Origin of the sequence: Nocardia neocaledoniensis, from assembly GCF_029868625.1 — a bacterium.
Lineage (GTDB): Bacteria > Actinomycetota > Actinomycetes > Mycobacteriales > Mycobacteriaceae > Nocardia > Nocardia neocaledoniensis_A.
On record NZ_JARWOJ010000214.1, the window covers coordinates 1 to 10821 of the forward strand.

Annotated in this window: 10 protein-coding genes; 9 read left to right on the plus strand and 1 reads right to left on the minus strand. The window is 70.9% G+C overall.

Features of this window, described 5'->3' with window-relative positions; all coding sequences use genetic code 11:
- Positions 1-423: 423 nt before the first annotated feature.
- The 6 genes from QH270_RS15870 to QH270_RS15895 all read left to right on the plus strand — a co-directional run bounded on the left by QH270_RS15870 (position 424) and on the right by QH270_RS15895 (position 8619).
- Positions 424-1863: a nitrate/nitrite transporter gene (locus QH270_RS15870; protein ID WP_280342704.1), complete on the plus strand. Its 1440-nt coding sequence runs from the start codon at positions 424-426 to the stop codon at positions 1861-1863.
- A gap of 30 nt (positions 1864-1893) precedes the next feature.
- Positions 1894-4440: a nitrite reductase large subunit NirB gene (nirB, locus tag QH270_RS15875; RefSeq protein ID WP_280342707.1), complete on the plus strand. Its 2547-nt coding sequence runs from the start codon at positions 1894-1896 to the stop codon at positions 4438-4440.
- Positions 4441-4503: 63 nt separating this feature from the next.
- Positions 4504-4881 (plus strand): nitrite reductase small subunit NirD, encoded by a 378-nt coding sequence (gene nirD / locus QH270_RS15880; protein WP_280342710.1) that lies wholly within the window; start codon positions 4504-4506, stop codon positions 4879-4881.
- On the plus strand, positions 4878-6125 hold the full coding sequence (locus QH270_RS15885) for a uroporphyrinogen-III synthase (protein ID WP_280342714.1): 1248 nt from the start codon (positions 4878-4880) through the stop codon (positions 6123-6125). The genes nirD and QH270_RS15885 overlap by 4 nt, the downstream gene beginning before the upstream one ends.
- Before the next feature lie 71 nt (positions 6126-6196).
- The gene (locus QH270_RS15890) at positions 6197-6874 is read left to right on the plus strand and encodes a sirohydrochlorin chelatase (RefSeq protein WP_280342730.1); all 678 of its coding nucleotides are present in this window, start codon (positions 6197-6199) and stop codon (positions 6872-6874) included.
- A gap of 1190 nt (positions 6875-8064) precedes the next feature.
- A complete protein-coding gene (locus QH270_RS15895) occupies positions 8065-8619 on the plus strand; it encodes a hypothetical protein (protein ID WP_280342717.1) in 555 nt (184 codons plus the stop codon).
- Here the strand turns inward: QH270_RS15895 and QH270_RS15900 are convergent.
- Entirely contained in the window at positions 8603-8821 is a 219-nt protein-coding gene (locus tag QH270_RS15900; RefSeq protein ID WP_280342720.1) for a hypothetical protein, read from the minus strand. The genes QH270_RS15895 and QH270_RS15900 overlap by 17 nt on opposite strands.
- 71 nt (positions 8822-8892) lie before the next feature.
- Between QH270_RS15900 and QH270_RS15905 the strand changes: the two genes are divergently transcribed.
- The 3 genes from QH270_RS15905 (at position 8893) to QH270_RS15915 (ending at position 10747) form a co-directional block, all read left to right on the plus strand.
- A complete protein-coding gene (locus tag QH270_RS15905; RefSeq protein WP_280342722.1) occupies positions 8893-9855 on the plus strand; it encodes an alpha/beta hydrolase in 963 nt (320 codons plus the stop codon).
- 31 nt (positions 9856-9886) lie between these two features.
- Complete coding sequence (locus QH270_RS15910; RefSeq protein WP_280342724.1) at positions 9887-10225, plus strand: TfoX/Sxy family protein; 339 nt, start codon at positions 9887-9889, stop codon at positions 10223-10225.
- Positions 10226-10294: 69 nt separating this feature from the next.
- Positions 10295-10747 (plus strand): VOC family protein, encoded by a 453-nt coding sequence (locus QH270_RS15915; protein WP_280342726.1) that lies wholly within the window; start codon positions 10295-10297, stop codon positions 10745-10747.
- Positions 10748-10821 lie beyond the last annotated feature (74 nt).

Consider the following 10821-nt stretch of genomic DNA (forward strand, 5'->3'; position numbering starts at 1 on the left):
GCCCGCGGGGATGCGGGTGAGCACGTCGCCGGTGTCGATGTCGTCCAGGCCGGACACCTCGTAGCCGAGCACCGCGACCGCGTGATCGTTCTGGCCGATGTAGGCCGCGGCGCGCGGCACCGTCTTCTCCCTGGCCACCCCAAACCCCACCCCGCCCCCATACCCCCCACGGCCCCTTCCCGCGACTCTGTTCTAGAGTCGCGGAAAGCGGCGTAGCTCACACCCTCACCGGGGCTTTCCGGGAATTCTCGCCGCTTCCTTACCCGCGGAAATCGCCGTGTCACACGGCGGAAACAAACGCCCCGATCTCACCCCCGGAAACCGGGAATCGTGAGAAACCGTTGATTCGCGCGACATTTCCCGCAGCATTCCGGCAATACCCATTTCCTACCGTTGAGCCATCGCACTTTTGGGAGGCCCAACTTGAGGACGCTGCAGCGTAACCACGACATCGCGGACTGGGATGCCGAAGATGTCGCGGCCTGGGAGGCCGGCGGCAAGGACATCGCCAAGCGCAACCTGATCTGGTCGGTGATCGCCGAACACATCGGGTTCTCGGTGTGGTCGATCTGGTCGGTGATGGTGCTGTTCATGCCCACCGACAAGTACGGCATCGACGCGGCCGGGAAGTTCTTCCTGGTCGCCATGCCGACCCTGGTCGGCGCATTTCTGCGAATCCCCTACACGGTGGCCACCGCCCGTTTCGGCGGCCGCAACTGGACGATCTTCAGCGCGCTGATGCTGCTGGTCCCGCTGCTGCTGACGCTGTACTTCGTCAACCAGCCCGGCACCTCGTACACGACCTTCCTGATCGTGGCCGCGTTCGCCGGCTTCGGTGGCGGCAATTTCGCCTCGTCGATGACCAACATCAACGCGTTCTACCCGCAACGGCTCAAGGGCTGGGCGCTGGGCATGAACGCCGGTGGCGGCAATATCGGCGTCCCGGTGATCCAGCTGCTCGGGCTGCTGGTGCTGGTCACCCTCGGCGGTGACCACGCCTCGATCATCTGCGCGATCTACCTGGTGTTCGTGGGCCTGACCGCGGTCGGCGCCGCCCTCTTCATGGACAACCTGACCAACCAGAAGGCCGACCTGTCCTACATGGGCAAGGCGCTGCGGGTGCCGCAGTCGTGGGCGATCGCCTTCCTCTACATCGGCACCTTCGGTTCGTTCATCGGCTACAGCTTCGCCTTCGGCCAGATCCTGCAGATCAGCTTCAAGGCCGGTGGCGACACCGCCGCCCAGGCCGCCGTGCACGCCGCCTCGATCGCCTTCATCGGCCCGCTGCTCGGTTCGCTGGCCCGCCCCTACGGCGGCAAGATGGCCGACCGGATCGGTGGCAGCAAGGTCACCATCGGCACCTTCGGCGCCATGATGGCCGCCGCGCTGCTGGTGATCGGCGCCTCCACGATGGCCGACCGCAACAACGGCATCGCCTCCGGCGCCACCATGACCGTCCTGGTCGTCGGCTTCATCGCGCTGTTCGTGCTCTCCGGCTTCGGCAACGGCGCCGTCACCAAGATCATCCCGTCGGTGTTCGAGGCCAAGTCCAAGAGCCTGCCGCTCTCGCGCGCCGAGCAGGCCGCCTGGTCGCAGAACACCTCCGGCGCCCTCATCGGGTTCGTCGGCGCGATCGGCGCGCTGGGCGGTGTCGGCATCAACATGGTGCTGCGCTCCTCCTACTCCGCCACCAACTCCGCGACCACCGCGTTCTGGGTGTTCCTCGCCTTCTACGTGGTGTGCGCCGCGGTCACCTGGTCGGTGTTCCTGCGCCGTCCCCGCCTGTCCGCCGACACCGACGTCGTGGTCGAGGCCGAGTCCCTGGTCCTCGAGGCCGAACACACCGCTTCGTCGGCTCGCTGACAACCGGCCATCACCAAGGAGGTCACCCTCATGAACAGCACGCGCAAGACAGTGGTCGTGGTCGGCCACGGCATGGTCGGACACCGTTTCGTCGAGGCCCTGCGGTCCCGCGACGAGGCCGGACAGTGGCGCATCGTCGTCCTGTCCGAGGAGAAGCTGCCCGCCTACGACCGGGTCGGCCTGTCCTACTACGTCGGCAGCTGGAACCCCGACGAGCTGGCGCTGCCGGGCAACTCCTACGAGGGCGACGACCTGGTGGAGCTGCGGCTGGGCCAGCGCGGTGAGTCCATCGACCGCGCGGCCAAGACCGTCACCAGCTCCACCGGCGAGGTCATCGCCTACGACGCGCTGGTCATGGCCACCGGCTCCTACGCCTTCGTGCCGCCGGTGCCCGGCCACGACCTGCCCGAGTGCTTCGTCTACCGCACGATCGAGGATCTCGACGGCATCCGCGCCGCCGCCGAGGCCGCCGGTCCCGGCGCGCACGGTGTGGTCATCGGTGGTGGTCTGCTCGGGCTGGAGGCGGCCAACGCGCTGCGCCTGATGGGGATGACCCCGCACGTCATCGAATACAACGACCGCCTGATGCCCGCCCAGGTCGACGCCGGTGGCGGCGCGATCCTGGAGAAGCTGGTCTCCGACATCGGCCTGAACGTGCACACCGGCGTCGGCACTGCCAAGATCGAGTCGATCGAGGAGGAGACCGGCGGGGTCACGCTGCACCTGTCCGACGAGTCGGAGATCCACGCCTCGCTGGTCGTGTTCTCCGCCGGCATCCGTCCGCACGACGCCGTCGCCAAGGAAGCGGGCCTCGAGCTCGGCCCGCGCGGCGGCATCCTCACCGACGTCGGCCTGCAGACCTCCGACCCCGACATCTGGGCCATCGGTGAGTGCGCCGCGGTCGAGGGTGTCTGCTACGGCCTGGTGGCGCCGGGCTACACCACCGCCGAGATCGTGGCCGACCGGCTGCTCGGCGGTGCGGGGGAGTTCCCCGGCGCGGACATGTCGACCAAGCTCAAGCTGATGGGCGTGGACGTGGCGTCCTTCGGCGACGCGCACGCCACCACCGAGGGCGCGCTCTCGGTCGTGCTGCACGACGCCGCCAAGGGCACCTACGCCAAGCTGGTCGTCTCCGACGACGCCCAGACCCTGCTCGGCGGCATCCTCGTCGGTGACGCCAGCCAGTACGCGGCGCTGCGGCCACTGGTCGGGCGTCCGCTGCCCGCCGACGCGGCCGCGCTGATCTCGCCGGCCGGCGCCGAACTCGGCGCCGACGCGCTGCCCGACGACGCCCAGATCTGCTCGTGCAACAACGTCAGCAAGGGCGCGATCTGCGGCGCGATCGCCGAGGGCGCCTGCGACATCCCCGGCGTGAAGAGCTGCACCAACGCGGGCACCTCGTGTGGCGGCTGTGTGCCGATGATCAAGAAGCTGCTCGAGCAGAGCGGTGTGGCGCTGTCGAAGGCACTGTGTGAGCACTTCACCCAGTCGCGCGCCGAGCTGTTCGACATCGTGAACGTCACCGGCATCCGCACCTTCTCCGAGCTGATCGCCAAGCACGGGACGGGCTCGGGCTGCGACATCTGCAAGCCGACGGTGGCCTCCATCCTCGCCTCCACCTCGAGCGAGCACATCCTCGACGGCGAACAGGCCGCGCTGCAGGACACCAACGATCACTTCCTGGCCAACATGCAGAAGAACGGCACCTACTCGGTGGTGCCGCGGATGCCAGGCGGTGAGGTCACCGCGGAGCAGCTGATCGTGATCGGCGAGGTCGCCAAGGAGTTCGATCTCTACGTCAAGGTCACCGGTGGTCAGCGCATCGACCTGTTCGGCGCGACGGTCGAGCAGCTGCCGCTGATCTGGAAGCGGCTGGTCGACGCGGGCATGGAGTCCGGGCACGCGTACGGCAAGTCGCTGCGCACCGTGAAGAGCTGCGTCGGGTCCACCTGGTGCCGCTACGGCCAGCAGGACTCGGTCGGCATGGCCGTGCTGCTCGAGAAGCGCTACCGCGGCCTGCGCTCGCCGCACAAGCTGAAGCTGGCCGTCTCCGGCTGCGCGCGTGAGTGCGCGGAGGCGCGCGGCAAGGACGTCGGCGTGATCGCCACCGAGAACGGCTGGAACCTCTACGTCGGCGGCAACGGCGGCCTGACCCCCAAGCACGCGGTGCTGCTGGCCGGCGACCTCGACGACGAGACGCTGATCCGCTACATCGACCGCTACCTGATGTTCTACATCCGCACCGCCGACCGCCTGCAGCGCACCGCGCCCTGGCAGGAGGCCCTGGAAGGCGGCATGGACTACCTCAAGGCCGTGGTGTGCGAGGACAGTCTCGGCATCGCCGCCGACCTGGAGGCCGCCATGGCCAAGCACGTCGAGGGCTACAAGGACGAGTGGGCGGCGGTACTGGAGGACGAGAACAAGCTCTCCCGGTTCGTCTCCTTCGTCAACGCCCCGGACGAAGCCGACCCGACCATCTCGTTCGACGACAGCGGCGAGCGCAAGGTGCCCGTTCTGCTCGGCCTGCCCGGCATGCCCGCCGGTGTTGGCTCGGACACAGCGGCGGCTGCGAAATAAGCGCTTAACGCTGCGGAAACAGGGCGCCTGTACCAATAGATAAGGCGTTCGGAGGAGGAACCGATGACCGTTGTCGACACACCCACCATCACCACCGAGACCACGACCTGGACCCAGGCGTGCCGACTCGACTTCCTGATCCCGGGCCGCGGCGTAGCCGTCCTGCTCGCGGGCGGCAAGCAGGCCGCGTTGTTCCTGCTCGCCGACGGCACCCTCGCCGCTGTCGGCAACATCGATCCGTTCGGCCGGGCCGCGGTGATGTCACGCGGCATCGTCGGTGACCGCGGCGGTGTGCCCGTCGTCGCGTCGCCGCTGCTCAAGCAGGCTTTCTCGCTCATCGACGGGCGCTGTCTCGACGACCCCACCCAGTCGCTGCCGGTGTACGCCGTGCGACTCGACGGCGGCGTTGTCGCGGTCTCGGACGAACCGGTGAGTCCATGACCCTGCCGACCGAACCCCGCCCGGCGCTGGCCGGTTTCACCATCGGTGTCACCGCCGCGCGCCGCGCCGAGGAATTCAGCACGTTGCTCAACCGGAAGGGCGCGACCGTGGTGTCCGCGCCCGCCATCCGGATCATCCCGCTGGCCGACGACACCGAGCTCGCCCGTGTCACCGAACAGCTGATCGCCGATCCGCCGCAGATCACCGTCGCCACCACCGGCATCGGGTTCCGCGGCTGGATGGAGGCCGCGGAGGGCTGGGGGCTGGCCGAGTCGCTGCGGGACACGCTCGCGGCCACCCGGATGCTGGCTCGTGGCCCCAAGGCCAAGGGCGCGATCCGCGCCGCCGAACTGCGCGAGGAATGGTCCCCCGCCTCCGAGTCTTCCGCCGAGGTGCTCGACCACCTGCTCGCCGAGGGCGTGGAGGGCGTGCGGATCGCGGTCCAGCTGCACGGCGCGACCACCGAGTGGGAGCCGGTGCCCGATTTCTGCGAGGTGCTGCGCTGCGCGGGCGCCGATGTCGTCCCTGTGCCGGTGTACCGGTGGGAGCCGCCGGCCGATCGCGGCCCGATGGACTCGATGATCGAGTCGATCGTGGCGGGCAGCCTGGACTGTGTCACCTTCACCAGCGCGCCCGCCGTGGCCTCGATGTTGATGCGCGCCAAGGAAACCGGACTGCTCGACGCGCTGCTGCACGCGCTGCGCGGCCGGGTGCTCGCCGCCTGTGTCGGGCCGATCACCGCGGCCCCGCTGGAGGAGCTCGGCGTGCCGACCACCATGCCGGGACGCGCGCGTCTCGGCGCGCTGGCCCGCCACGTCGCCGAGGAACTGCCGCGCCGGGCCAGCCGTATCTACGCGGCCGGTCATCTGATCAGCGTGCGGGGCGGCTGCGTGGTCGTCGACGGTGAGGTGCGGCAGCTGGCGCCCGCGCCGATGGCGTTGATGCGGTCGCTGGCGCGGCAGCCGGGCCGGGTCGTCTCCAGGGAGGACCTGCTCTCGGCGCTGCCCGGTGGTGGCGACGATACGCACGCGGTGGAGACCGCGATCGCCCGGTTGCGGGCCGGACTCGGCACGCCCAAGGCGATCCAGACCGTGGTCAAGCGCGGCTACCGGCTCGCGCTCGACGCCGCCGACTGCTCCGACACCGACATCCCGCCGCGTCCGCCGGTACAGCCGCCGCATCCCGCCGGCATCGGCACGCCCGCGCGTTCGCCCCGGCCCGCGCAACCGATCGGGGTCTGGTGAGTGCCGCGCGGCCGGGTGATCCGGCCCTGGTCCTCGTGGCGCACGGCACCCGCAGCGCGCGCGGGGTGGAGATGATCGCGGCGCTCGCGGACGCGGTGGCGGCCGAACTCGGCGCCGCCGTGTCGGGCGCCGAAGCGGCTGGGGCGGCGCCCAATCCGGCGCTGCGCACCGCGTTCGTGGACGTGCTCGGCCCGTCGCCCGCGGAGGTGCTGCGCGATCTCGACGGACCGGCCGTGGTGGTTCCGGCCTTCCTCGCCTCGGGCTATCACGTCTACCAGGACGTGCCGCGCGAGGTCGCCGAGAGCGGTCACCCGTCGGTCGCGGTGACCGCCGCGATGGGGCCCGACCCGGCGCTGACCAGGATCATGGCGGTGCGCCTTCGTGCCGCCGGCTGGCGTCCCGGCGACGCCGTCGTCTTCGCCGCCGCCGGTTCCTCCGACGCCCGCGCCCGCCAGGACGTGCGCCGCGCGGCGGGCATGCTGGCCGAGCAGCTCGGCGCGCCGGTCCGCATCGCCTACGTGGCGACCGGCACCCCGCGCGTCCCCGACGTGGTCGCCGCCCTGCGTGAGTCGGGCGCCGATCGCGTCTTCATCGCCTCGTACCTGCTCGCCCACGGCCTGTTCCACCAGCGCCTGCACGACGCGGGCGCCGACGGCGTCGCCGAACCCATCGGCGTCCACCCCGCGGTCGTCCGCCTGATCGCCGACCGCTACCGCACCGCGGCCCGCGATCTGGTCCGCGTGCGCTGAGCGGCCGTCGACCGCCGCTCGAGGGTCCGGCCGGGCTCGCGCGCTGCCCGTCGTAGCCGCCGGTGGCTCGGTAGCTGTCGAGCGTCAGGCCTCGATCCTCGCCTTCGCCTTCGCCGTGCGATGGGAGATCCTGTCCGGCAGGCCCATCGGCATCGGCCGAACTGCGGCAGTCGCTGAACCTGCTGCTGCTCGTCGGCGCCGACCTCTGTACCGCCATCGCGCGCCGGCACTTCCGCGGCGCTGCCTCGGGCGGATCGCCGCTGGTCGGCCGGTCACCATGGAGACGACTAGAGTTGGTCTGACTTCACCTAGAGGGGGCAGACACTGTGCCGGATTCGTCCGCGGAGCACGATCCGCGACCAGAGGATGAGCTGACGTCGTACCCGGACGAGGTGCCCTCACCGGCCCCCACCCCGGGCCACCCTCCGCAGCCATCAGCGGTACCCGTCCCACCCCACGCCGCCGGCCAGCCGTCGTACGCTCCCGCGCCCGGCCACATTTCGCAGCCGCCGGTGCCCGGCCAAGCCCCGTACGCTCCCGCGTCGGGCCATATCCCGCAGCCGCCACCGGCAGCCGGCCAACCTCCGTACGCGCCTGCGCCCGGCCACATTTCGCAGTCGCCGCCGGTGCCTGGCCAAGCCCCGTACGCTCCCGCGCCAGGCCGTATCCCGCAGCCGCCACCGGCAGCTGGCCAACCCCCGTACGCGCCTGCGCCCGGCGACGTCCCGCAGCCGCCGGTGCCTGGGCAAGCCTCACAGGCACCCGCGCCGCCCTACTCAGGCGCACCTGAGGGCCAACCGGCACCGCCGGGTGTCGCCGGAGCGTCGCCCTACTTCGTGTCGGCTCCCGGCTCGGTCGCGCCCGGTCATCCTTCCGTGCCCGGCTATCCGTCCGTGCCCGCCGGGCAGCCTTCCCCGCCCGCAGGGACTGGCGGGCAAGCGGCGTATCCGGAGGCGGCAGGGCAGCAGCCTGGGCAGGCGGGGCAGCCGGCGGGTGCTGGTGCCTCGGATCAGACGTCGTATCCACCCGATGTACCGCCCGCCCCGCCTTACCCGGGCGCCGGCCTGCCGCATCCGGGACAGGGCGGTGGGCAACCGCAGTACCCGGCTGCCGGTGGAGCTTTTCCGCCGGGTGCGCCGATGCCGTATCCCGCAGGGGGCCAACCCTATCCAGGGGGCGCGCAGCCGGGGATGTACGCGCCGGGTGTCGCGGTTCCGCAGGTCGAGCAGGGGCCGCGGGTGGTGCCCGAGAGTGTGCGGATGGCGTTCTTCGTGATGCTGGCGGGGGCCGTGGTGACTCTGCTCAGTGCCGCGTACATGCTGACGACCATCGACCAGATCCGCGAGGAAGCGCTCGACGCCTCCGGTGGGGTCCTGCGCGGGAACGATCTGGATGTGGCCGTCTACGCCGGGATCGGCGGTGGGCTGCTCACCTCGGCGGTGTCGGCGGGGCTGTGGGTGTGGATGGCGTTCGCGTGCCGGGCCGGGAAGAACTGGGCCAGGATCACCTCCACCGTGTTCTTCGGCATCAACGTGCTGTTCTCGCTGATCGCGGTGGTCGGCGTATTCGTGGGCAACAGCCTGGGCTCCGGTGGGGGTGACGTGCAGTCCATGATCTTCACCGGCGTGACGTTCCTGATCGGCCTCAGCGCCGTGGTACTGCTGTGGCAACCCCGCTCGGCCGCCTTCTTCACCCCGCCCGTTCCGCCCGGCTACCAGCCGTACCCGCCTACCGGGCCGTGGTGAAGCCGGCGCGGTAGCTGCTGTGCCCGGCCACCTGGTCGATCGGCAGCGCGGTCGATTCCAGCGGCGGGGTCAGGGGCGCCAGTTCGTTGTCGACGATTCCGCGCTGCGCGCCGCCTTCGGCATCACCGCCACCGGCATCGACGAAGTGCTGCGCACCGTCGTGCCTGCCGCCGAGACGGCGGGGATGCCCCAGGTTTGCCACCGTGTCCGCCCGCGGGTGGACACGGCCGGTCAATGCCGGATATCGCGGGTGCGGTGCGGCATGCTGAGTGGATGCGTCAGCTCCTGTGCTGTGTGCTCGTGCTGCTCGGCTGTGGGGTCCTCGCGCCGGACGCGAGGGCGGAAGCGGGCATTCTCGACGTCAGGTCGCTCGGCGGTCGGCAGCTGGAAGTGGTCGTGTATTCGGCGGCGATGAACCGCCCGATCACGCTGTGGATGTCGCATCCCGGCGCCGGGGCGCCCGCCCTGTACCTGCTGAACGCGGTCGACGGTGGGGAGAACGGCGGGCCGTGGATGCGGCGCACCGATATCGCCGGATTCTTCGCCGACAAGCCGGTCAACGTGATCGTCCCGATCGGTGGCCGCGCCAGCATGTACACCGACTGGCAGCGCGACGACGCGGTGCTCGGCCGCAACAAGTGGGCCACTTTCCTCACCGCCGAACTGCCGCCGCTGCTGAACGCCCGCTTCGGCATGACCGGCGCCAATGCCATTGCCGGACTGTCGATGTCGGCCACCTCGGCGCTCAATCTCGCGATCGCCGCGCCGGGCCTGTACCGGGCGGTGGGCGCGTTCAGCGGCTGCACACAGACCGCGAACCCGCTCGCGCAGGCGCTGGTGCGGGCCCAGCTGGCCCTCTTCGCCGCCGACGCCACCAATATGTGGGGCTGGCCGGGCGACCCGGCGTGGGCGGCCAACGACCCGGTCGTGCACGCCGAACGCCTGCGCGGCACCGCCATCTACCTGTCCAGCGGCAACGGCCTGCCGGGCCAGCACGAGGCATTCAACGACCCGAGTATCGCGGGCAACCTCGGCGTCCTCGTCGACCGGCTGCTGGTCGGCGGCACCATGGAGGCGGTGGCGGGCAGCTGCACCGGCCCGCTGGCCGCGCGGCTGTCCCAGCTCGGGATCCCCGCCGACGTGCGTTTCCGCGCCGCGGGCACGCACGCCTGGCCGTACTGGCAGGACGACGTGCACGATTCCTGGCCGATGTTCGCCGCCGCCCTCGGCCGGTGAACCTGTCGGTGCCCCGGCGCACACTGTGACCATGGCCTATGACGAAGAACTCGCCGACCGGGTCCGGGAGATCGCCTATCCGGGGCGCGCGCTCACCGAACAACGCATGTTCGGTGGGCTCGGTTTCCTGACCGGCGGCAATATGGGCGTCGCCATCAGCGGGCAGGGCGGACTGCTGGTCCGGGTCGATCCCGGCGAGTTCGAGGCGCTACAGGACGGCGACGCCGTCACACCGATGACGATGGGCGGCCGGGTGAGTCGCGGATGGCTGCGCGTCACGGCCGCGGCCGTCGACGACGACGCGGCCCTGCGCGAGTGGGTCGAGCGCGGCCTGACCTACGCCGGGAAATTACCGCCGAAAAAGAAGTGAAGTGTGTCGAACCGACGGCATCGGCTCCGACCAGTGGGTGAACCGCAACCACCACCGAAGGAGCACACCATGACCGTCAGCACTTTCCTCTGGTTCGACACCGAGGCCGAAGCCGCGGGCCGGTTCTACGCCGCGACCGTGCCGAACTCGCGGGTCGTCGAGATCACCCGGCAGGGCGACGGCTCGGCGTTCGTCGTCAGCCTCGAGCTGGACGGCCACGCCGTCACGCTGATGAACGGCGGTCCGGGACATCCGCACACCGACGCGGCGTCGTTGCAGCTCGTCGTCGACACCCAGGACGAGATCGACGCCCTGTGGGACGCGCTCACCGGAGACGGCGGTGAGCCGGGCCCGTGCGGCTGGCTGACCGACCGGTTCGGGGTGTCCTGGCAGGTCGTCCCCGCGGAACTGCCGAAGCTGCTGGCCGGCGAGCCCGAGCGCGTCATCGCGGTCGGCACCGCGCTGCGCTCGATGTCCAAGCTGGACATCGCCGCCCTGAGAAAGGCCCACGACCAGGCCTGATCGCACGGCGGACCCGGGGGGGGGGGGGGGGCCCCCCCCCCCGGGGGCGCGCCAAGGAACCCACCCCGGGGGGG